This window comes from Vibrio sp. A37 (assembly GCF_059777565.1).
Genome location: NZ_JBLNLI010000013.1, coordinates 16,007 through 38,484, shown reverse-complemented (window position 1 = coordinate 38,484; position 22,478 = coordinate 16,007). Strand labels below are relative to the sequence as shown.

Below are 22,478 nucleotides of genomic sequence, written 5' to 3'. Positions count from 1 at the left end.
TGTCATAGTAATTATCGGTGACTTTTTATAAAAATACTGCTTATAAAAAAACCCAGCTTTATAGCTGGGCTTCGTTTAGCTGAAGGTTACCCGACAATCACTTTTGCAGGAGAGAAATATCCGCTGTTTTTAGGAATAGATTTCTTAGCTGGCTAAGTAGAGTGAGTCGGTTTTTCTTAAGCGCTTCATCATCAGCCATTACCATTACGTTGTCGAAGAACGCATCGACAGGTTCACGTAGGTCAGCTAGCTGAGTAAGAGCTTGTTGGTAGTTACCTGTCTCAAATGCAGGCTCTAGCGCTTCTGTCATGATCTCAACATTTTCTGCTAGTGCTTTTTCAGCGTCTTCTTGCAGCAATGCTAAATCAATTTCGTTAGCAAGCTCGCCATCGAATTTTGCCAAGATATTACCGACACGCTTATTCGCAGCAGCAAGAGATTCGGCAGCTTCTAGGCTGCGGAAGTGTGATACCGCTTTAACACGCTGATCGAAGTCTGCGGGCTTGGTTGGGCGGCGAGCTAATACCGCTTGAATCGTATCAATGCTAAAGCCAGCATCTTGATACCAAGCTCTGAAGCGGCCTAGCATGAATTCGATAACGTCAGACTCTACCTTGTCGTTAGTGAGCTTATCATCGAATAGTGATTTTGCTTTGCTGATCAAATCAGTTAAATCTAACTGGTAGCCATTTTCAACGATGATACGAAGTACACCAAGTGAAGCGCGGCGAAGTGCAAACGGGTCGCTGCCCTTTGGAGCTTGGCCAATACCGAAGATACCTACGATAGTGTCTAGCTTGTCTGCCATTGCAACAGCAGAGGAGATACCGCTGCTTGGTAAGTCATCACCCGCGAAGCGAGGCATGTACTGTTCGTTTAGTGCGACTGCAACTTGTTCGTCTTCACCGTCATGGCGAGCATAGTGCATACCCATCACGCCTTGAGTGTCAGTGAACTCGAATACCATCGAGGTCATTAAGTCACATTTCGCAAGTAGCGCTGCACGTTTTGATTTCTCGATGTCTGCACCGATTTTCTCTGCGATGTAACCCGCTAGTTCAGTGATGCGGTCGGTTTTATCCTTGATTGTACCTAACTGCTTCTGGAAGATAGCTGTTTCTAGCTCTGGTAGACGGTCAAGCAAAGGACGCTTGCGGTCGGTGTTAAAGAAGAACTCAGCGTCAGCTAGACGAGGGCGAACCACTTTCTCGTTACCTTCGATAACGTATCTTGGCTCTTTCGATTCAATGTTAGATACGAAGATAAAGTTCGGCAGAAGCCTTTTGTTTTCGTCGTAAACTGGGAAGTACTTTTGGTCGCCTTTCATGGTATAAACCAACGCTTCAGAAGGCACTTTTAGGAACTCTTCTTCAAACTTAGCGGTTAGCACAACTGGCCATTCAACCAAAGAAGTCACTTCTTCTACTAGGTCATCTTCAAGATCAGCAATACCGCCAACCGCTTGTGCAGCTTGTTGTGCGTCAGCTAAGATGATCGCTTTACGTGCTTCATAATCAGCCATGACTTTACCACGCTCTAGCAAGAGCTCTGGGTATTGATCTGCAGACTCAATAGCAAATTCCTGCTCACCCATAAAGCGGTGACCACGGATAGTGCGACCAGAAGCAACACCAAGGATTTCACCTTCGATCAGCTCGTCGCCAAACAGTACAGTTAGTGTTTTAACTGGACGGATGAATTGAGTTTCTTTGTCACCCCAACGCATAGGTTTCGGGATTGGAAGATTAGCCAGTGCCTTTGCCGCAAGGTCGATAACAATTTCTTTAACTGGTTTGCCAGCGACTTCTTGTTTGAACAGTAACCATTCGCCCTTGTCAGTCACTAGGCGATCGGCTTGTTCAATAGTGATCCCGTTGCCGCGAGCCCAGCCTTGAGCGGCTTTGGTTGGGTTACCGTCTGCATCAAATGCAACAGAAATTGCAGGGCCGCGTTTTTCAACCACTTTGTCGGCTTGAGAATCAGCAAGCTCAGCCACTTTAAGTGCAAGGCGACGTGGTGCTGCGTACCATTTCACACCTTGGTGAGAAAGCTCTGCACTTTTTAGCTCAGCTTCAAAGTTGTTAGCAAAGGCTTCAGCTAGAGTGCGTAGTGCCGTTGGTGGTAGCTCTTCCGTACCTAATTCAATTAGAAAATTCTTAGCCATGATTACTTCTCCTCGCTTTTTTCTTGGTTACGACACATCGGGAAACCAAGTGCTTCACGGGATGCGTAGTAGGCTTCAGCAACCGCTTTGGTTAGGTTGCGAATGCGGAGAATGTAACGTTGACGCTCAGTTACCGAAATAGCTTTACGAGCATCTAGCAAGTTGAACGCATGAGCGGCTTTTAGAATGCGCTCGTAAGCTGGCAGTGGAAGAGGCTTTTCAAGCTCAAGCAGCTCTTTCGATTCTTTTTCACATTGGTCGAAGAACGAGAATAGGAAATCAACATCTGCGTGTTCGAAGTTGTAAGTCGACTGCTCAACTTCGTTTTGGTGGAAAATGTCACCGTAAGTCACAACGCCTTGCGGGCCTTTGTTCCACACCAAATCGTAAACAGAATCCACTTCCTGAATATACATAGCTAAACGCTCGATACCATAAGTGATTTCACCAGTGACTGGCTTACACTCAAGGCCACCTACTTGTTGGAAGTAAGTAAACTGAGTGATTTCCATACCGTTTAACCAGACTTCCCAGCCAAGGCCCCAAGCGCCAAGTGTTGGGTTTTCCCAGTTGTCTTCAACGAAACGGATGTCGTGGACAAGTGGGTCGATACCAAGTACTTCCAGTGAACCTAAATACAGCTCTTGAATATTGTCCGGAGACGGCTTCAAAGCGACTTGAAATTGGTAGTAGTGCTGCAGACGGTTTGGGTTTTCACCATAACGGCCATCAGTTGGACGACGAGATGGTTGCACGTAAGCCGTCGACATTGGCTCAGGACCTAGTGCTCGAAGGCAAGTCATTGGGTGTGAAGTACCCGCACCCACTTCCATGTCTAGCGGTTGCACAATAGTACAGCCATTTTGAGCCCAATAATCCTGCAGCGCGAGGATCATTCCCTGGAAAGTTTTGATATCGTATTTTTGCATAGTCAGGTTCGCGCGAAATTGATAAATAATTCGATAAAAATTAGCGGCCCAGTATACCCATATAACGGGTGCTGTAGTAGGGGTAATCGTGCTTAATTAATAAACTAAAGCGAAAATGTCGTTGAATGAGGCGCTAAATTAACGTGATCGTGTCGATTTGTTGCTTTCAACAGCAAAGTTCAATAGAATTTGCCTGTCTTTGGGGAGTAGCTTAGTGAATTCAAACCTAAGAATTCGCTTCGTTCGTCAACATAATTGGTGCCAAATCACCATGGCGTTCGAGACTAAAAGCCTTTTTAGTTTAGCAAGACCTTAGGCAAGCACCATGAACCGAGGCGGGGCATGGGGTTTGTCTATGGTTAAATATTATAACCCCTGCCTCATATGAGTGCATTGTGAGCGTATTAGCAACTTCCATTACTAGTATCACCTTGGCTGAAATCGGCGATAAAACCCAACTTCTTTCTTTGCTGCTGATTAGTCGCTATCGAAAACCTACCGCGATTATTTTTGGCATATTGTTCGCCACACTATTAAATCACCTTGTCGCTGCTTGGTTGGGTGTGGTCATTGCTGACTGGCTTTCTCCAGTAGTACTAAAATGGCTGGTGGTGCTAAGTTTTGTGTCTATGGCTTTGTGGGTATTAGTGCCCGATAAAATAGATTTTGATCAGAAGTTTGCCAACCGAGGTCCTTTTTGGGCTAGTTTCATCGCATTTTCTATTGCTGAAATAGGCGATAAAACGCAAATTGCTACTTCTATACTTGGTGCTCAATATTCTCACGCGTTGGGTTGGGTGGTGATCGGAACAACGATAGGCATGATGCTTGCCAATGTGCCGGTCATCATTATCGGTCAAATGTCTGCGGATAAAATACCGATGGCATGGGTTCGCAAGGCCAGTGCTGGCGTGTTTGTGATAATGGCGATCATTGCTTGGTTGTCTTTGTAATTAGGATTCGTGGTGGCATTTATATTTGCTTAAACTTTTGCCTAAAATTCGCCTGATATCGTGATAGTTGGCAAATTTGTCTCGCTTAGCTCATGCTAACTTAGAGACAGATCACCAGCGAATGAGGGCGATACTATGCTTACACGTTATACGGGCATGACAGCAAAGAATCAGAGCTATTTATTCACGTTTGGTTTTATTTTGACGGTACTCGGGATGGGGCTAACTGATTTATGGTTACCTATGGTGGTGGGCGCTATCTTGATGGCCGCACTGATGGTTGAATCGTGGATTCGGGTGGCTCACATTATTCCAATGCACAGAGAAATGCGCAATTTGAAGCATCAGTTAGAACGATTACAGCAAGATAGCCGCTCACAAGAAGAAAGGCTGTAATCTACTTTGCTTAATCGGTGCCTTTTTTTATGAGGTACTGAAAGGGAGGCTCTTCTGTTTGCGAATCAATCAGCTGATGATCCATAAAACGACAGAAGCTCGGAATATCACGAGTAGTGGATGGGTCGTCAGCTTCAACTAGCAGCACTTCACCATCTTTCATCTTTCTAATGGTTTTTCTCACCATCATAACAGGCTCAGGGCAGCGTAAGCCTTGTGCGTCTAAAGTCTGATTGGCAAGTTTTGAGTCTACTGTCATAGTGTAATCTGCGTTCAAAAATCCAAAGCGTAGAGGATACAGGGAGTAAAAAAATATTCAATAACCTCTTGGCAAAGCAAAGTTTTTCCTTTAACTTATTTAACAGTTTTTTAACAACAACTAAAGGAAGCAACGTGACAGCAATGGATAGGCTCACCGTTTATTCTGTTCTTTGTTTGGTTTCATTTTGCGCTTTAGTGTTTCGTAGCTCTGCAGATATATCATTCCTTCCACTCATTGGGTTAAGCGCCACTATTATTGGTATGTGCTTAGAGATGTATCGTTGGCACGAACCTAACGATGAATAGGCTCACTTTTCATTTTTGGTTGTTAGATAATTGTAAGGTTACACATTCCGACACTATCCCAATTTTCTTGGGCTTCCCCGCCGAAAGGCGGGATTTTTTTATCTAATTTTTATTTCAGTGGATCGTCATCCGGTAAGGCGTTATGTATCCAGCGTGCTAGTCGTTTTTTGATGTTGGCACCGTCGAGCTTGTCGTCGGGGAGTGGCGTGATTTGGTTTACTTCAACTAAGAACAAGTAGACGGCTTTTGTTTTAATTGGCTGGGAAGAGTTTGGTAACTCAAATCCTTGCATTTTTGCCATTTTGAAACCGACTTCTATCGCTTTTTTTACCAGTTTATCTTCGTTTAGGATCTTCGCGGTTTTAGACATGTTGTCACCATCTTCGGCATCGATTGAGCATTGAGTATATCAAACGCAAAACCCTTCACAAATCACGTTGCTGGATAAGTGATTAAGGTTTTATTTCAGGTGCTTATGGGGTTGTTTGCCCTCGTTTTACAAATGGTTACGTTAGGACACGAATATCAGCAAATTCGGTGTGACAGCTTTGCTCTCTGTGACTTGCTATACAGAAAGTACAGTAGATTTTATTTAGCCTGAGCGCGTAAAGGAATGAAGAAGGTATGAGTTATGAACTATCAATACTACGTGGCAACAACCAATAAATGTGAAACTGTGATGTCTCACTTTGGTACTCGCGGACACATGGAAGCGTTAAATAAATCGGGTTTGGATTATAGTGAATTAGTGGCGCTGCAACCTATCGATCCCCAATTTGAATCCAAAAAGTCATCTCCAGAAATTGTAGTCTGTAAGTGGACGGCTAAACTAGAAAAAGAGGTCGACAGTCAGGATATTCAAGCCAACATTATTCAATTGTTAGCAAAGCAGCCTGATGCATTAATCTACGTGAATTGAACAAGAAACGCACTTTAAAGGTATTATATCCTGTCCTATGACAGGATTTTTTTTTACCGAATGGGTACACTTGCTCACTGTGTATCCTAAAGAAAAATCGTCGTGGAAATTGAAGAAGTGTATCGCAGGGACCTGAACCTGCTGGTAGCGCTGCGAGTCTTGATTGAAGAGTCAAGTGTTACAGAAGCCGCAAATAGGCTGAACTTAAGTCAGTCTGCGATGAGCCGCACTCTTGGTCGTCTGAGAAATATGCTTGATGATCCGTTGTTTACACGCCAAGGTCAGCATTTGATCCCAACAGAAAAGGCGATTGAAATAGACAATTTGTTTTCAGATCCGATTGAGTCGCTCTGTCGGTTACTATCTCCAATAGAGTTTGAACCCGAGAATTGCTGCAAAAAATTTGTAATAGCAACGACTGATTATGCAATGCAGACCATTTTACCTTATGCCCTACCAAGGATTTATCAAGAAGCGCCAAATGTCTCTTTTGATTTTGTTCCGATACAACAACACAGGCTCGCGGACCAACTGGCGTATGGTGAGGCTGATTTAGCGATTTGTCGAGCGGCTGAACCCTTAGACATACTGCATTGCGAAGGTTTGGGTAAAGTGGGCATTTCGTGTTTACTATCAAAAAAACATGCGCTAGCAAACGAGGATCTATCGCTTAAGGAGTACCTTAAGTTTCCTCAAGCTATGATAGCAATAAGTGAAGGGGTAAAAGCCTTAATTGATCATGCCCTTGAGGGCGCTCCTCAACCAAAAGTTGTTTTATCCACTTATCATTTGGAAACGGCATTGGCGATAGTCGATAGCATTCCATTAATTATCAATGTGCCTGCAGATTTAGCGTACTTGGTGGCTAAACGCTATGACTTAGTTGTGAAGGAATTACCGTTTGAATTTACTACGGTCAATTATTCGATGATTTGGCATCCGCGTTGTGAGCATTCAGTGGTTCAGAGCTGGTTAAGGAACGTATTTAAGGAAGAATGTTCTCGCCTTATTACTCAACGAATGGAAGATATTGAGCGAGCGAGAACAAACGAGTAGCAAAACCTAGAGCGTTACTGTAACTACGGCTATGGTTTTACGACGATACGTCCGGTGACTTGCCCTTTGGTGATAGCCTCTGCAAAGTAAGGTACTTCTTCTAGCTCAATCTCGTTGCAGGCTTGTTCAAAGTAACTATCTGGCAGTAAACTTGCGAGCGCTTCCCATGCGACAATACGCTTCTCTATTGGGCAAGAGACGGAATCGACACCTTGTAGCCTCACATTACGTAGAATAAATGGCATAACAGTTGTGGGAAGATCAGAACTACCAGCCAAGCCACAAGCAGCTACGGTACTACCATAATCCATTTGCGATAGCACTTTTGCTAACATGCTACCACCAACGGTATCTATTGCTCCTGCCCATTGTTGTTTCTCAAGTGGGCGCAACGGCTGTTCAAATTCTTCTCGAGCAATAACTCGGTTCGCCCCAAGTTGTTTGAGCAATGGTCCATTTTTATTTACTCGACCTGTAACGGCGGCAACGTTATAGCCAAGCTGTGACAGCAAACAGACAGCAACAGAACCAACACCACCACTTGCGCCAGTGACCAGTATTTCTCCAGTACTCGGTTCAAGATCCATATCAGTAAATGCCTCAACGCAAAGCATAGCGGTCAACCCTGCGGTCCCGATCATCATGGCCTTTTTACTATCAAGTGTTTCAGGAAGTGGTACTAGCCAATCAGCTTTGAGTCTGGCTTTTTCAGCCATGCCGCCCCAATGTTTTTCGCCAACACCCCAGCCCGTCAGTATGACTTTATCGCCAATTTTATATCGGGAATCATCCGAATGAGCGACGGTGCCGACCAGATCTATTCCCGGAATCATAGGGAAGTTGCGAACAACTTTTTCTTTTCCTGTGATGGCCAAACCATCTTTATAGTTGAGCGACGAGTAGTCTACGTTTACTAGAACTTCTCCTTCAGGCAGGGTCAATTCATTGAGTGAATTAATACTGGCTATAGTGTTTTTTTCCACTTGGTTTAACACGAGTGCTTTAAACATTGAAATCTCCAGACAAAGCAAGCAACTTAATCATTAGGGAGTGTATGTTGTTAAAGGCTGTGAAAAAAATGAAACTTTAGCATAGTATTCATGACTTATATGCATTTCAATGGGTGAGAAAAAGGTAGCCTCACTTATTTACGTGATTAGGCTTTAACATCAAGCTGCTATTTTGTTTATATAACAGCTTGATATAAAAGGGCATGTAATAGGATCTATTAAAGCTTAATGACGACTCGCCCTGTGACCTGGCCATTGGTGATATCTTCGGCATATTGAGTCGCTTGCTGCAAAGTTATCTCGGTACAAGCTTGCTCAAAATAGCTCTCTGGCAGCAGCTTAGTGAGAGTTTCCCAAGCTTGAATTCGTTTATCTACAGGGCAAGAAACCGAATCGATCCCTTGTAGGCGTACATTGCGCAAAATAAATGGCATCACTGTCGTTGGCAAATCAAAGCCACCAGCCAAGCCACAAGCCGCAACAGTGCCGTTGTAATCCATTTGTGCTAGAACTTTTGCTAACACCTTGCTGCCAACAGTATCAATGGCTCCAGCCCAGATCTGCTTTTCCAGTGGTCGACTCGGCTCTTCAAATTCCGATCGATCGATAATGCGAGCAGCGCCTAATTGGGTAAGTAAAGGTCCATTTTGTTCTACACGTCCTGTAACAGCAGCAACTTTATATCCCAGTTGAGACAAAAGAGTGACTGCGACAGAGCCAACACCACCGCTTGCGCCTGTGATTAATATTTCTCCAGCGTCTGGTTTGATATCTGAGTCTAGGATAGCTTGAACACACAGCATAGCAGTAAAGCCCGCTGTACCGACCATCATTGCTTTTTTGCTATCTAACCCTTGTGGTAGCGGGACTAACCAATCAGCTTTCAAGCGCGCTTTTTCAGCCATGCCACCCCAGTGATTTTCTCCTACTCCCCAACCTGTGAGAACGACGTCATCGCCAGCTTTATAGCGCGAGTCTTCAGAGCTGATGACTTTACCTGCTAAATCGATTCCAGGTACCATTGGAAAATTACGAATGATTTTACCTTTTCCAGTGATTGCTAGTCCGTCTTTATAGTTTAAAGATGAGTACTGCACCTCAATTAACACCTCACCTTCTGGTAGGGCAGACTCCTCCAAACGCTCGATGTTGGCGAGAGTTTTTTTATCGACTTGATTGAGTACTAGGGCATTAAACATACATGACTCCATGCTTTTAAGGCTTTGATAAATAATGAAATGAAACATTACGAAAGAGATTAAACAGTCGTCACTATAGCACTTTGTTTCAGGCTAAAGTATAGGGCTAAATCAAACGGAGAAATGATGGCCAGAACTTTATTCTGGCCAAGATATTAAGAAAGGAAAAATTGGTAGGATGGATTATCTGTTTCGTCTTTGCATTGATAGCCAAGCTCCCTTAGATGCGCAGAGAAGCGAGTCAAGTCAGACTCTTGTAACTCGAAACCACACAAAACACGCCCGTAGTCTGCGCCATGGTTTCGATAGTTAAATAAGCTGATATTCCAATGCGTTCCTAACGTACTCAAGAACTTTAACAGTGCGCCGGGGTATTCTGGAAATTCAAAGCTATACAGTCTTTCTTGAAGAGGCTTGGATGGCTTGCCACCAATCATATAGCGGATGTGCAGCTTTGCCATTTCATCATCAGAGAGATCAACTACGGGATACCCACCATCTCGCAAATCTTGGATGATATTGTCGAGTTCAACTTGACCATCTTGCAGACGAACACCGACAAAAATATTTGCCAATTGGTCGTCGTTGTAGCGATAGTTAAACTCAGTAACGGCACGCCCACCAATCAGATTGCAGAACTCAAAGAATGCGCCTTGACGCTCAGGAATGGTGACCGCCAGTAAACCTTCACGTTTTTCACCTAGCTCTGAGCGTTCTGAAACATAACGTAATCCATGGAAGTTAGTGTTTGCGCCAGAAAGGACGGTGCCAAGCTTTTTATCTTTGAGGTTGTTTTGTTCAACATATTTCTTCAGGCCTGCTAATGCGAGTGCACCTGAAGGCTCGGCAATGGCGCGAGTATCTTCAAAAATGTCTTTTACCGCAGAACAGATCTCATCGCTGCTGACTGCAACATGGTCGTCGATATATTGTTGGCAAAGACGGAAGGTTTCGCTGCCGATCTGTTTTACCGCAACGCCATCAGCGAACATACTAATCTGATCGAGTACGACCGGCTCTCCAGCGTCTAGAGCCGCTTTAAGGCAAGAAGAATCTTCCGGCTCGACAGCAATAACTTTTACTTCTGGCATTAGTTGCTTTACCAAAACTGCGACGCCAGCCGCTAAACCACCTCCGCCGACTGGCATAAAGATGCAGTCTAAGTGACCATTTTGCTGTAGCATTTCCATGCCGATGGTTCCTTGTCCAGCAATGACCAATGGGTGGTCAAAAGGTGGAACAAAAGTATAGCCGTATTGCTTAGCTAAGCGTTCCGCTTCAGCTTTGGCTTCATCGAAGTTGTTGCCATGCAACACCACCTGTCCACCGAAATCTCTAACGGCATCCACTTTGATATCTGGCGTAGTTTTTGGCATCACAATGGTGGTTTTGATACCTAGCTTGCTACCAGAAAGAGCCATGCCTTGCGCGTGATTACCTGCGGATGCTGCAATCACACCAGCACTTTTTTGCTGCTCAGTTAAATTGGACACCATGTTGTAGGCGCCGCGTAACTTAAAAGAGTGGACGGGTTGGCGATCTTCGCGCTTGATTTGAACTTGATTGCCGATGCGTTTGGACAATCTAGGCATGTCTTGAAGTGGCGTTACAGTGGCGACTTCATAAACAGGAGCTCGGAGTATTTGGCGCAGATAATCTGCGCCAGTTTGGTTGGTCAATGTCATACTAGTCCTCAAGCATAGATTTGTCTCTTACTGCGCCTTTATCTGCGCTGGTTGCCATGCTTGCGTATGCTTTGAGAGCAAAGGAGACTTCACGTTGACGATCAACTGGTTTCCAGCCTTGAGCACTCTTTGCATCACGGCGAGCTTTTAGCTCTTCTTCACTCACATCAAGAGTGATAGAGCGATTTGGAATGTCGATAGTAATACTATCGCCCGGCTCGACAAGACCAATGGTTCCGCCATTGGCCGCTTCTGGAGAAACGTGGCCGATTGAAAGGCCTGATGTGCCGCCAGAGAAACGTCCGTCTGTAAGTAGTGCACACTCTTTGCCCAAACCCATCGATTTCAGGTAAGTGGTTGGATAGAGCATTTCTTGCATGCCAGGGCCGCCTTTTGGACCCTCATAGCGAATGACGACAACATCGCCAGACTTAACCTTACCACCGAGAATACCTTCAACCGCATCTTCTTGGCTTTCAAAAACCACGGCTGGGCCTTGGAACTTAAGGATACTCTCGTCAACACCTGCCGTTTTGACAATGCAGCCATCCAGTGCAATGTTACCACTCAGAACAGCCAGTCCACCATCTTGGCTATAAGCGTTGGATTTCTCACGAATACAGCCTTCTTGACGATCATCGTCTAGCGTGTCCCAGCGACACTCTTGAGAAAAGGCTTCTGTCGTACGAATGCCCGCAGGACCCGCGCGGTAGAAATCTTTCACTTCATCTGAGTTGGTTTGCTTGATGTCATACTCTGCAAGTTGCTCTTCAAACGTCATGCCAAGTACGGTATTCACTTGGTTGTTGAGCAGCCCTGCGCGGTTAAGCTCACCTAAGATCCCCATAACGCCACCTGCTCGGTGAACATCTTCCATGTGATATTTTTGGGTGGAAGGTGCCACTTTACAGAGGTGTGGGACTTGACGGGACATGCGGTCAATGTCGCTCATGTCAAAGTCCACTTCGCCTTCTTGGGCTGCAGCGAGCAGGTGCAGAACGGTATTGGTTGAACCGCCCATAGCAATATCAAGCGCCATGGCATTTTCAAATGCGGATTTGTTAGCGATATTGCGTGGTAGGGCCGTTGTATCATCTTGCTCGTAGTAGCGTTTAGTCAGTTCTACAATGCGTTTACCCGCGTTAACGAACAGCTGCTTGCGATCCGCGTGCGTTGCCAGCATAGAGCCATTGCCCGGTTGAGAAAGACCAAGAGCTTCGGTTAAGCAGTTCATCGAGTTTGCGGTAAACATGCCAGAGCAACTACCACATGTTGGGCAAGCGGAACGTTCAATTTGCTCGCTTTGCTCGTCAGAAACACTTGGATCAGCACTTTGCATCATTGCATCAACCAAATCGAGTTTGATGATCTGATCAGAAAGCTTAGTTTTGCCCGCTTCCATTGGCCCACCTGAAACAAAAATTACAGGGATGTTGAGGCGCATAGAGGCCATCAGCATTCCCGGAGTAATTTTGTCGCAGTTAGAGATACATACCATCGCATCCGCACAATGAGCATTAACCATGTACTCAACAGAGTCAGCGATTAGCTCACGTGAAGGCAGAGAATACAGCATTCCACCGTGGCCCATCGCGATGCCATCATCCACAGCGATAGTGTTGAACTCTTTCGCGATGCCACCAGCGGCTTCGATTTCTTTGGCAACCAGTTGCCCTAAATCTTTTAAATGAACATGGCCGGGAACAAATTGGGTGAAAGAGTTAACGACGGCAATGATCGGCTTGCCGAAATCTTCATCTCTTACTCCAGTTGCTCGCCATAAAGCGCGAGCCCCTGCCATGTTACGACCGTGTGTTGTGGTTGCTGAACGATACTTCGGCATTTTATTTTTTTCCTTTATTTTTTAGGTGCTTGGTCTGGATAGACGTAATCTAACCAGCCCCACTTATCTTCTGTGGTTCCGTTAAATAGACCGAAGTATGCTGCTTGGAGCTCTTCGGTGATAGGTCCGCGTTTACCAGAACCGACTTCAATCTTGTCTACGCTGCGCACAGGAACGATCTCTGCTGCAGTGCCCGTCATGAATATTTCATCTGCTAGATAAAGTGCTTCTCGTGCAATATTTGCTTCTTGAACTTGGTAACCTCTGTCTCTTGCTAGCACCATAATTGAATCGCGAGTGATGCCAGGCAAAATTGCGCTGGTGGCTGGAGGTGTGGTTAGAATGCCGTCTTTGATAACAAAGATGTTTTCACCAGCACCTTCGGATAGATAACCATCGACGCTAAGAGCAATGCCTTCATCATAACCATGACGGCGTGCTTCACCACCAACCAGCAGTGAAGATAGGTAGTTTCCACCTGCTTTTGCTGCTGTTGGAATGGTATTTGGTGCTGCGCGGTTCCAGCTAGAAATCATTGCATCAACACCATTTTCTAATGCTTCTTCGCCTAGATAGGCACCCCATGGGAATGCTGCGACGATAACATCCATTTCAGTACCCACAGGAGGACACACACCAAGACCCACATTGCCGACAAAACCAAGTGGACGAATATAGGCAGAAGTCAGCTTGTTGACGCGCAGTGTTTCTCTGGTCGCTTCCATAATTTCTTCGACAGAGTATGGAATAGGAAAACGATATATTTTTGCAGAGTTATGCAAGCGCTGTGCATGTTCTTGATGGCGGAAAACAATCGGTCCATTTGGCGTGTCATAGCATCTGACACCTTCAAATACAGAGGTCCCATAGTGCATTGCGTGTGTTAATACATGCACATTTGCATCTTCCCATGGAACCATTTCACCGTTGAACCAGATGTAGTCTGCTGTTTTCTTAGCCATTTATCGTTTTCCTTTATGCACAAATATTTTGTTGGAGGTTATTGTTGGGTAGTTCATTGTTATTGATTGCTGTTACTTCGACACTGCGCACGTCCCAAAGTTTTTCAATTTGATTGGTTAAAAATGAAATTGGACGGTCGCTGTCGACAATGATCTCTACACTAGCGACTTTGCTTTCATGATTTTGTGTCGCAGCTATCTGTTTGATGATAAATCCACGATGGCGAATGACGCGTAGGATTCGTTCAACCAATACGGGCTTGTCTTGCGCTTTGATGTCTACTAAATATCTATCCACCGGTCTCTCCTAAGTATTTTCTAACATATCGTTGTTTGAGGCACCTGGTGGCACCAAAGGCCATACATTTTCTTCTTCATCAATGACAACGTGCAGCATATAAGAAGTTTTGCTCGCAAGCATTTCTTTTAGCGCTGGCTCTACTTCTTCTTTCTTTGTGATGGTTTTCCCTGGAATATCAAATGCTCTCGCTAGGGTCACGAAATCTGGGTTGTCATCTAGAATCGTTTCACTGTGACGACCATCAAAGAACAGCGATTGCCACTGACGAACCATGCCAAGACGTTGGTTGTTTAGCAATACGATTTTGACTGGAATTTGACGACGCTTCAAAGTGCCTAATTCTTGCACATTCATCATAAATGATCCGTCACCTGTAATTAGGATTGACTGATCGTCGGGTCTTCCAACGGCTGCCCCCATTGCTGCTGGTAGACCAAACCCCATTGTGCCAAGGCCCGCAGAAGTGATGAAGTTTTGTGGATCTCTGGGTTGAATATGTTGAGCTGCCCACATTTGATGTTGGCCAACATCGGTAGAAACAATACTGCTATCAGGCATCATGTCTGAAAGTTGTTTAAGTAGTAGCGGGGCGAAGATAAGCTCGCCAGGATGGTCGTAGCGCCATTTGAACGCAGTACGCAGGCTCTCACAATGATGCACCCATGGCGAAATGTCGTGACTCATTTCTAGCTTCGGCAGGATGGTATTGATATCGCCACGAAGTGGCGCATGTGCATGGCGGAGTTTGTTGATTTCAGCCGCATCAATATCGATATGGACAACTTTGGCGTTCGGAGCAAAGGTATCTAACTTGCCCGTCACGCGGTCATCAAATCGCGCACCAACCACAATCAGTAGGTCGCTTTCTTGAACGACTAAGTTGGCCGCTTTTGTGCCGTGCATGCCTAGCATGCCTAGGTAGTGTGGATCGTGACGTTCAATAGTACCTAAACCCTTCAGCGTGCTGACACACGGCATTGGGTTCAAGCGAAGAAATTCCCTAACAGACTCTGTCGCGTAAGCTAATTGAACACCACCACCGACATAAAGGACTGGACGAGAGCTTTCTGCCATCACTTGTTGTGCTGCTGCAAAATCTTCATCACTAGGGACTGGCATTGTTGGTGCATCGAACTCAGGTAAGAACGAGTCAGGCACCTCCGCTAACTGAACGTCTTTTGCTATATCAACGATCACAGGACCAGGCCGGCCTGTTTGAGCAACTTCAAATGCTTCTGCTAATGTTGGAGCGAGCTCATTGATATCAGTGACGAGGTAGCTATGTTTGGTACAGGAGAGGGACATACCGATAACATCCATTTCTTGAAAAGCATCAGTACCGATATGAGAAGTAGCGACTTGGCCAGTGATTGCGACGAGGGGAATGGAATCAAGGAAAGCATCAGCGAGGCCAGTGACGAGGTTAGTTGCTCCAGGGCCGGAAGTCGCCATACACACTCCCACCTCTTGGGTTGCTCTGGCCATACCGATTGCAGCCATTGCAGCACCTTGTTCGTGTCGGCAGAGAATATGTTCTACTTCTGCGTCATAAAGTGCGTCGTATATTGGCATGATTGCGCCGCCGGGATAACCAAAAACGGTTTTAATTCCCTTTTGTTTTAGCGCTGCGACAACAAGTTCGGCTCCTTTCATTGGAAATTCCCTCTCTGTCGTGATGGCTTATCGCAGCTTCTGCGGTAATTCGATGTCATGTTTGCTCCCGTTCTTCCTGCTTATCTGATTATAGTTGTGTTATTTTTAATCAGATTTTGCGCTTATTTTTGTTAAATTTAGTTGTAAAAAAACCCCCGGACTTTTCAGTGCGGGGGTTTTTGCAAATATGTGGGTTATCTTTCGCCCACTCGCCCCCGCGCGGTGCTAATAATGACCACGATAATCAGGACAACGAGAGTGTTAATGCGAGTGACTAAATTCATCTGATTTCTGTAATGATTAAAAAATTTATGTACCAAACCCTTTGTGCCTTTAGTGGTAACATACAAATCCGTTAATTGACAAGCAAAATTTCATTCTTTTTTCATCAACTGAGCATGTTCAGCTGAGATATATAAGTAACTTTGATGGCGAAAATTAGATTTTGTCGCCATTGGTTGTTTTGTATTTGTAGCATATGAATAAGGCAGAACATGGCGCTAGCAATCATAAATAGCCGAGCTTGTATCGGTGTGGAGTCTCCCCAAGTTACCGTCGAAGTGCATATCAGTAATGGGATGCCAGGCTTTTGTTTGGTTGGCCTGCCGGAAACAACGGTAAAAGAATCTCGCGATAGAGTTCGTAGCGCCATCATCAATTCGCGCTTCGAATTTCCAGCTAAAAGAATCACGGTGAATTTGGCACCTGCTGATTTGCCCAAAGAAGGAGGACGTTTTGATTTACCTATTGCTTTAGGGGTATTGATTGCTTCGGGTCAGATCCCTGCAACTTCTATTGAAGATAAAGAGTTTATTGGTGAGCTTGCTCTTTCTGGTGAGTTGCGTTCGGTGAAGGGTGTGCTTCCTGCCGCCCTTGCAGCAAATGTGTCAAAAAGAAGCTTGATAGTACCCCATCAAAATGGCGATCAAGCCGCATTGGTTGGTCGAGAGAAACACAAGTCAGCACAATCATTATTAGAAGTCTGCGCAGCTCTCTGCGGTCAAGAAACCTTGGGCCTATTTGAAAGTTCAGGGACATCACCTTTGCCTACTTCTCATCGAGACTTACGAGATATTATCGGTCAGCAACAGGGAAAGAGAGCGCTAGAAATTGCTGCGGCAGGTAATCATAACTTGCTTTTTCTCGGTCCTCCGGGAACAGGCAAAACGATGTTGGCTTCTCGGCTTTGCGATTTGTTACCAGAAATGAGCGATGACGAGGCACTAGAAACGGCTTCCATTGCCTCTTTAACCCAGCAAGAAATTAATCATCACAATTGGAAACATAGACCTTTTCGTTCTCCTCATCACTCTAGCTCAATGGCCGCTTTGGTGGGAGGGGGCACGGTGCCAAGGCCAGGAGAAATATCTCTAGCTCACAATGGCTTGTTATTTTTGGACGAGCTGCCGGAATTTGAGAGAAAAGTGCTGGATTCGCTACGCCAGCCTTTAGAGTCAGGAGAGATTATCATTTCTCGAGCGCAAGGAAAAACCCGTTTTCCTGCTCGTTTTCAATTGGTTGGGGCGTTAAATCCTAGCCCTACCGGTTACTACGAAGGTAATCAAGCTAGAGCTAACCCGCAGAATATGTTGCGTTATCTAAGTCGCCTTTCTGGCCCCTTGCTAGACCGCTTTGATATGTCGATAGAAATACCAGCTCTGCCAAAAGGGATGTTGTCTGAGGGTGGGGACAGAGGTGAAACAACCTTGATGGTGAAGGGAAGGGTAGAGCAGGCAAGAGGGCTGATGCTAGCGAGAAATGGGAAGGCAAATGCACTGTTAGGAAGTCGAGAGATAGATGAGTATTGCCCGTTGGCCAAAGTTGATGCTGAGTTTTTAGAGAATGCTTTGCATCGGCTTGGTTTGTCGATACGGGCGTATCACCGAATCATCAAGGTCGCACGTACAATCGCAGATTTGGCTGGCGCGAATGATATTAATCGCACGCACTTATCAGAAGCCCTGGGGTATCGCGCAATGGACAGGCTACTGCAGAGGTTGACAGAAAACTCAGTCGTGAATTAAGAAGCGATTGTTCAACAAGTGATTTTATCTAGCTAGTTATTCCAATGTGTAGAAGGAATTGTATAATGACGAGCTGCTTTTTTAGGCTAAAATTAGGCCACTAAAGGGCTCAAACGGATTTATCAATTCTCAATCATTGTTGTTATTAAATATGTTGGCTTATTTATTACTTGTGCTGAATGTTTCTTTAGTCATTCTCAATTCAGCTTTTTGTTCGATTATTATTTGTATTATCGCACTGTTTAAAGTGCTGCTTCCTACCGCTTCACTCAAATCATTGGCGACTCGCTTGGCAAATAAAGCAATGTGGCTATGGGCGACCATCAATTCTTGGATTTTGTCTGCTTCAAACAAAGTTGATTGGGATATTGAAGGAGGAGAAGGGCTAAGAAAAGATGGTTGGTATTTGATGATAAGTAACCATCTGAGTTGGACTGATATTGTCGTTCTGTGCTGCGTGTTTAAAGACAAAGTGCCCATGCCTAAATTCTTTCTAAAGCAGCAACTACTTTACGTTCCGTTTATTGGTATGGCGTGCTGGGCGCTGGATATGCCTTTTATGCGTCGTTATTCCAGAGAATATTTAATTCGCCATCCAGAAAAACGGGGCCAAGACCTAGCGACAACACGCCGATCTTGCGCTAAGTTTCAGCATACACCTACAACGGTCGTTAACTATGTTGAAGGTACTCGGTTTTGTCACAGTAAAAAGAAAGCGAATGGCTATTCATATTTGTTGCAGCCTAAATCTGGTGGTATTGCTTATACATTGGCAGCTATGGGCGAACAGTTTGATAGTATTGTAGATGTGACGCTCGCTTATCCAGAAAATTTAGATAAGCCGTTTAAGGATATGCTGATGGGGCGAATGACGAAAATAGTAGTGAGAAGTCGAACTTTACCAGTCAATGAAGAGGTCACGGGTGATTACTTTAATGACAAGCCATATAAGAGGCAGTTTCAGCAGTGGCTATCCGATGTTTGGCATGAGAAAGATGAGTTGCTAAAGGATATTCATAAGTAAACGATTAACGGGGTAGCAATGAGCGACCCCGTTTTATTAATGACTTAGAAACTTTAGTTAATTATTTAACTTGTTGCTTCTGTTGTGCTCTTAGTGACTGTTTCACTGTCTTTATGTTGTTTATCTGCTTTAGAGCTTTTATCTGACTTGTCGTCACCTTTCGGTTTATGCCCTGGGTTTCCTTTCAATAGGTACTTAACCAAGTCCATATACTCATCGATGGATTTAATAGATTGCGTTCTAACAATATATTTGTTGTTGATGATAACCGTTGGAACACCGGAGATACCAGCATCACGGAAGTCTTTGTCGTAACGGCGAACCATTGAGTCGACAGCGAAACTATTAAAGACGGAGTTAAACTGCTCTTCACTTACGCCTGCATTTTCAAAAATATCGCGCAGCTGGTCGATATTTTGAGGTGGCTTGTTTAATTTATGGATTTGATTAAACATGATTGGCACCATTTTCTTCTGAATACCTAGCTCTACCATTGTTGCGTAGGCCTTACTCATGTTTTCACCCATAGAGCCGCCCATAAATGAGACGTGTTCTTTCTTAAAGATGACATTTTTCGGTAACTCGCTTTGCAGTTTCTCGATAATTGGTTCGAACTGATAACAGTGCGGGCAATAAAAAGAGAAAAACTCCGTAACAGTAGGCTTTGCTGACGAGGCGAGTTTGAGTGTTGTGTAATTAACGCCTTCTTTAAACACTGTCGGTGTTGTAGGCTGGGCAGCGTATGCAGAAACACTCAGCAATAAGGTTGCAGCCAGTGCAAACAGCTTTTTCATATAAACTCCATTCTATGTAATAATCGGTGACTCTTTACCATTGAGGTGAAAGCGACAGCGGTGGTTCACCCAAAGCCGCTATTTGTTCTTTAAACGACAAAACCTGATTTTCCCAATATTTTGCATCTGCAAACCAAGGGAACGCAATCGGAAAGGCTGGGTCATTCCATCTTTTCGCAAGCCATGCCATATAATGTACCATTCTCAGACCACGTAATGGCTCAATCAGTTTCAATTCCGTGGACTTAAATTGATAAAATTCCTCGTAAGCTTCTAAAATAACGTCTAGCTGGGCAAGTTTGTCGTGCTTTTCACCACTCAGAAGCATCCATATATCCTGAATAGATGGACCATTTCTAGAGTCATCGAGGTCGACAAACATCGGGCCATCACGCCACAAAATGTTGCCTGGATGGCAATCGCCGTGCAGGCGAATATTGGTGTGTCCATCCGTCCATAGGGTGCTGAGCTCATTAATTAACAGATCGAGATCGTTAAAAAATGCACTCTCCAAATGGCTAGGGATAAAAGACGAGTTTTGCAATAAATCTCTGGGCTGATAGAGATATTCTTCAAGACTAATTGTTGGCCGATGTTCGAAGGGTTTCGTACTGCCTACTTTGTGGATACGACCTAAGAATCGGCCCACGCCTTCAAGTTGATCAAAATTATCGACTTCGAACTGTCTGCCTCCGACGCTTTCGAATAGGGCAAACATATAGCCTTGGTAGTGGTGTAATGATTCGCCATTAATTATCGCAGGAGGAGCAACAGGGATATCAGCCTCCAAGAGATCAAAGGTAAAAGCGTGTTCTTCTATGATTTGTTCTTGGCTCCATCGCTGTGGACGATAAAATTTAACCACGTACCTTGTACGCTCTTCATCAGTAAATTGATATACGCGATTTTCATAACTGTTGAGCGCCAGAAGTCCAGACTCTGCTCTAACCCCGATACTCTCTAATGCATACCACATGAAGTCTGGTGTCAGCGCATCAAAATTAAACGCTTGCTGTGTCATAGCTTACAAGGTTCATTACTGAACCCGGATCCTTCGTTGTGCCAAATCTGTCGAGGCTATAGTTTTTGGATAAACCGGCTTTCGACTTCAATGGTGAAATGATTACTGTCCGACAGTATAAACTGAATCTTGGAAACAGGTGAACGGAGATTTTCTGGGTCAACACCGAGTGTCATTGGTAAGTTGAGAACTTCTCCTGGTTGTACCCAAACTTGCTGTTTCCCGTACCATGATGCTTGATTTAGCCCTTCAACACTAAGCTGATACAACTGTGGTTTTTGCGTTTTATTAAGGATTTTTAGTAGGTAAGTATTTTCAACTTCGCCTGAGCTGTTTATGCGATACAGTTGACTTCTGTCTCTTAAAACCGATAGTCCGGCAGGATCTACAGTGCTGATCTGTGCGAAAAATAGCCCGATCATTATTAACATGACTAGGCCATAACCAATCAATTTAGGCCTAAATATATTGGTAGAATGTCCCTCAAGCTTGTGTTCTGTCGTGTAGCTAATGAGTCCTCTGTCGTAGCCCATTCGATCCATGGTTTTGTTACAGGCATCTATGCAAGCACCGCAGTTAATGCATTCGTATTGAAGCCCTTCGCGAATATCGATACCAGTTGGGCAAACTTGGACACATAAGTCGCAGTCCACACAGTCACCTAAACCTAATTTTTTAGGGTCGGCTTTTCTAGAGCGGGGCCCTCGCTGTTCACCGCGCTGGTTATCGTAGCCCACAATGAAGGTGTCTTTGTCGAACATAGCCGATTGAAATCGAGCATAAGGGCACATATGAATGCACATAATGGAACGCATCCACCCCGCATTGCCGTAAGTGCAGGCTGCAAAAAACAGCACCCAAAATGCGGGCCAGAAACTCAAATTTAGAGTAAAGGAGTCAATCATTAAGGATTTAATTGGCACAAAGTAACCGACAAACGTTAGCCCGGTTGCCAGTGCTATAGCCCACCATGCGAAGTGTTTGAGTAGTTTTTTGTATATTAGCGAGGACGTAAACTTTTGTGAGTCTTGTTTGCGACGTTTGTTCGCGCTGCCTTCCAGCTTTTCCTCGAACCAAATATACATGAAGGTCCAAACTGTTTGCGGGCATAAGTAACCGCACCAAACTCGACCTAAAAATGTGGTGAGGAAAAACAACCCAAAAGCAGCGATGACAAAAAGTACCGCGAGCAGAGTGAGATCTTGCGGATAAAGAGTCGTGCCGAAAAAGTTAAATCGTTGGTTACCGATATCAAGTAAGATGGCTTGATGGCCTTCAAAACTCAACCATGGAGTTAAGGTAAACAGAGCTAGGAAAAACCAACCACCGTATCGACGTAGCTTTTGAAACGTGCCCTTACTTTCTCGCACGTAGATACGATTACTAGGATTAAACCTATCACCATTTTTAGTGGATTTATTTTGTGGTGATTTAGGCTTGTTGTTCGTTGGAGAGATGTCCTTGACGTCAATTTTATCTTGACTCATATGAAGGTCCTTCTTCAAACGCTAGCACTAAACTCCAATCAGATATGCTAGCGAATATTTGCCCACTTTAAGCGGGCATTTTAACCAGTAGATACGCGAGTGTCCCTTCTTGCGATCATAAATTGAATGTCATGTGCGATCTGGTGAGATTGATAACTAAGAAATTATCCCTCTTGCTTTCAAGATAGCAGTTTTAAAATCTTCTTCGTGATCTTTCTTTAGACCAGGGATCTGTTCTTGGTTGTCACTGCTACGCATTTTTAAATGATAAATGAGTACGTCATCAGTCAATTTGGACAGTTCACCCTTATAACCTGCTTCTTGAGCGAGTTTAGCGATAAATTCGAGTAGGTTTAAATCCGAGTCTTTTAGCCAATCAGATTTAAGCAGTTCAAGAAGTTCATTGATTCTATGTTGATTCATGGTCGTTTCCTAGCAGCTTTACTTCTCAGCATAAAATATCAAACTGGCTTCGAAATACCAATGAGCAT

21 protein-coding genes and 1 pseudogene are annotated in these 22,478 nt (G+C 44.5%); 7 read left to right on the top strand and 15 right to left on the bottom strand.

The annotated features are described in order from the left end of the window. Positions 1 to 97: 97 nt before the first annotated feature. Positions 98 to 2,164 carry a glycine--tRNA ligase subunit beta gene (glyS, locus tag ACM2FC_RS18555; RefSeq protein WP_498482490.1) on the bottom strand — a complete coding sequence of 689 codons (2,067 nt, stop codon included), beginning with the start codon at positions 2,162 to 2,164 and terminating at the stop codon, positions 98 to 100. Between the two features lie 2 nt (positions 2,165 to 2,166). Further along, complete coding sequence (gene glyQ, locus ACM2FC_RS18550; RefSeq protein ID WP_498482489.1) at positions 2,167 to 3,093, bottom strand: glycine--tRNA ligase subunit alpha; 927 nt, start codon at positions 3,091 to 3,093, stop codon at positions 2,167 to 2,169. A gap of 395 nt (positions 3,094 to 3,488) precedes the next feature. Between glyQ and ACM2FC_RS18545 the strand changes: the two genes are divergently transcribed. Next, positions 3,489 to 4,046, top strand: coding sequence for a TMEM165/GDT1 family protein (locus ACM2FC_RS18545; protein ID WP_498482487.1), 558 nt, complete (start codon positions 3,489 to 3,491; stop codon positions 4,044 to 4,046). A 135-nt stretch (positions 4,047 to 4,181) separates the two neighbouring features. After that, positions 4,182 to 4,442 carry a hypothetical protein gene (locus ACM2FC_RS18540; RefSeq protein WP_498482486.1) on the top strand — a complete coding sequence of 87 codons (261 nt, stop codon included), beginning with the start codon at positions 4,182 to 4,184 and terminating at the stop codon, positions 4,440 to 4,442. Between the two features lie 10 nt (positions 4,443 to 4,452). Here ACM2FC_RS18540 and tusA read toward each other — a convergent pair whose 3' ends face one another. Next, positions 4,453 to 4,701 carry a sulfurtransferase TusA gene (gene tusA / locus ACM2FC_RS18535; RefSeq protein WP_498482485.1) on the bottom strand — a complete coding sequence of 83 codons (249 nt, stop codon included), beginning with the start codon at positions 4,699 to 4,701 and terminating at the stop codon, positions 4,453 to 4,455. Between the two features lie 134 nt (positions 4,702 to 4,835). Between tusA and ACM2FC_RS18530 the strand changes: the two genes are divergently transcribed. Then, positions 4,836 to 5,009, top strand: a complete 174-nt coding sequence (locus tag ACM2FC_RS18530; RefSeq protein WP_498482536.1) for a hypothetical protein — start codon at positions 4,836 to 4,838, stop codon at positions 5,007 to 5,009. Positions 5,010 to 5,118: 109 nt separating this feature from the next. Here the strand turns inward: ACM2FC_RS18530 and ACM2FC_RS18525 are convergent, their stop codons facing one another. Then, the gene (locus ACM2FC_RS18525) at positions 5,119 to 5,379 is read right to left on the bottom strand and encodes a DUF5062 family protein (RefSeq protein WP_498482484.1); all 261 of its coding nucleotides are present in this window, start codon (positions 5,377 to 5,379) and stop codon (positions 5,119 to 5,121) included. A gap of 261 nt (positions 5,380 to 5,640) precedes the next feature. Here ACM2FC_RS18525 and ACM2FC_RS18520 point away from each other — a divergent pair, with 261 nt between their 5' ends. After that, the gene (locus tag ACM2FC_RS18520) at positions 5,641 to 5,928 is read left to right on the top strand and encodes a hypothetical protein (protein ID WP_498482483.1); all 288 of its coding nucleotides are present in this window, start codon (positions 5,641 to 5,643) and stop codon (positions 5,926 to 5,928) included. A gap of 102 nt (positions 5,929 to 6,030) precedes the next feature. Next, positions 6,031 to 6,984 (top strand): LysR family transcriptional regulator, encoded by a 954-nt coding sequence (locus tag ACM2FC_RS18515; protein ID WP_498482481.1) that lies wholly within the window; start codon positions 6,031 to 6,033, stop codon positions 6,982 to 6,984. Positions 6,985 to 7,013: 29 nt separating this feature from the next. Here ACM2FC_RS18515 and acuI (ACM2FC_RS18510) read toward each other — a convergent pair whose 3' ends face one another. The 7 genes from acuI (ACM2FC_RS18510) to ilvG all read right to left on the bottom strand — a co-directional run bounded on the left by acuI (ACM2FC_RS18510) (position 7,014) and on the right by ilvG (position 15,637). After that, complete coding sequence (gene acuI, locus ACM2FC_RS18510; protein ID WP_498482479.1) at positions 7,014 to 7,994, bottom strand: acrylyl-CoA reductase (NADPH); 981 nt, start codon at positions 7,992 to 7,994, stop codon at positions 7,014 to 7,016. A 218-nt stretch (positions 7,995 to 8,212) separates the two neighbouring features. Beyond that, on the bottom strand, positions 8,213 to 9,193 hold the full coding sequence (acuI, locus tag ACM2FC_RS18505) for an acrylyl-CoA reductase (NADPH) (protein ID WP_498482476.1): 981 nt from the start codon (positions 9,191 to 9,193) through the stop codon (positions 8,213 to 8,215). Between the two features lie 155 nt (positions 9,194 to 9,348). Beyond that, complete coding sequence (gene ilvA / locus ACM2FC_RS18500; protein WP_498482474.1) at positions 9,349 to 10,878, bottom strand: threonine ammonia-lyase, biosynthetic; 1,530 nt, start codon at positions 10,876 to 10,878, stop codon at positions 9,349 to 9,351. Between the two features lies 1 nt (position 10,879). Beyond that, entirely contained in the window at positions 10,880 to 12,721 is a 1,842-nt protein-coding gene (gene ilvD / locus ACM2FC_RS18495; RefSeq protein ID WP_498482472.1) for a dihydroxy-acid dehydratase, read from the bottom strand. 14 nt (positions 12,722 to 12,735) lie between these two features. Next, positions 12,736 to 13,683 (bottom strand): branched-chain-amino-acid transaminase, encoded by a 948-nt coding sequence (gene ilvE / locus ACM2FC_RS18490; protein WP_498482470.1) that lies wholly within the window; start codon positions 13,681 to 13,683, stop codon positions 12,736 to 12,738. Positions 13,684 to 13,696: 13 nt separating this feature from the next. Then, positions 13,697 to 13,981, bottom strand: a complete 285-nt coding sequence (ilvM, locus tag ACM2FC_RS18485; RefSeq protein ID WP_498482469.1) for an acetolactate synthase 2 small subunit — start codon at positions 13,979 to 13,981, stop codon at positions 13,697 to 13,699. 9 nt (positions 13,982 to 13,990) lie between these two features. After that, a complete protein-coding gene (gene ilvG, locus ACM2FC_RS18480; RefSeq protein ID WP_498482468.1) occupies positions 13,991 to 15,637 on the bottom strand; it encodes an acetolactate synthase 2 catalytic subunit in 1,647 nt (548 codons plus the stop codon). A gap of 494 nt (positions 15,638 to 16,131) precedes the next feature. Here ilvG and ACM2FC_RS18475 point away from each other — a divergent pair, with 494 nt between their 5' ends. Both ACM2FC_RS18475 and yihG read left to right on the top strand, forming a co-directional pair. Further along, entirely contained in the window at positions 16,132 to 17,661 is a 1,530-nt protein-coding gene (locus tag ACM2FC_RS18475; protein WP_498482467.1) for a YifB family Mg chelatase-like AAA ATPase, read from the top strand. Positions 17,662 to 17,812: 151 nt separating this feature from the next. Next, on the top strand, positions 17,813 to 18,685 hold the full coding sequence (gene yihG / locus ACM2FC_RS18470) for a 1-acylglycerol-3-phosphate O-acyltransferase, YihG family (RefSeq protein WP_498482466.1): 873 nt from the start codon (positions 17,813 to 17,815) through the stop codon (positions 18,683 to 18,685). A 185-nt stretch (positions 18,686 to 18,870) separates the two neighbouring features. On the opposite strand, the pseudogene ACM2FC_RS18465 reads toward yihG, so the two are convergent. From ACM2FC_RS18465 to ACM2FC_RS18450, 4 genes and pseudogenes are all read right to left on the bottom strand, one after another. Next, positions 18,871 to 19,479, bottom strand: a pseudogene (locus ACM2FC_RS18465) (thiol:disulfide interchange protein DsbA/DsbL); the annotation flags it as partial. Positions 19,480 to 19,513: 34 nt separating this feature from the next. Continuing rightward, entirely contained in the window at positions 19,514 to 20,500 is a 987-nt protein-coding gene (locus ACM2FC_RS18460; protein ID WP_498482465.1) for a serine/threonine protein kinase, read from the bottom strand. Between the two features lie 56 nt (positions 20,501 to 20,556). Then, the gene (gene ccoG, locus ACM2FC_RS18455) at positions 20,557 to 21,987 is read right to left on the bottom strand and encodes a cytochrome c oxidase accessory protein CcoG (protein WP_498482464.1); all 1,431 of its coding nucleotides are present in this window, start codon (positions 21,985 to 21,987) and stop codon (positions 20,557 to 20,559) included. Positions 21,988 to 22,143: 156 nt separating this feature from the next. Next, entirely contained in the window at positions 22,144 to 22,410 is a 267-nt protein-coding gene (locus ACM2FC_RS18450) for a YihD family protein (protein ID WP_498482463.1), read from the bottom strand. Positions 22,411 to 22,478 lie beyond the last annotated feature (68 nt).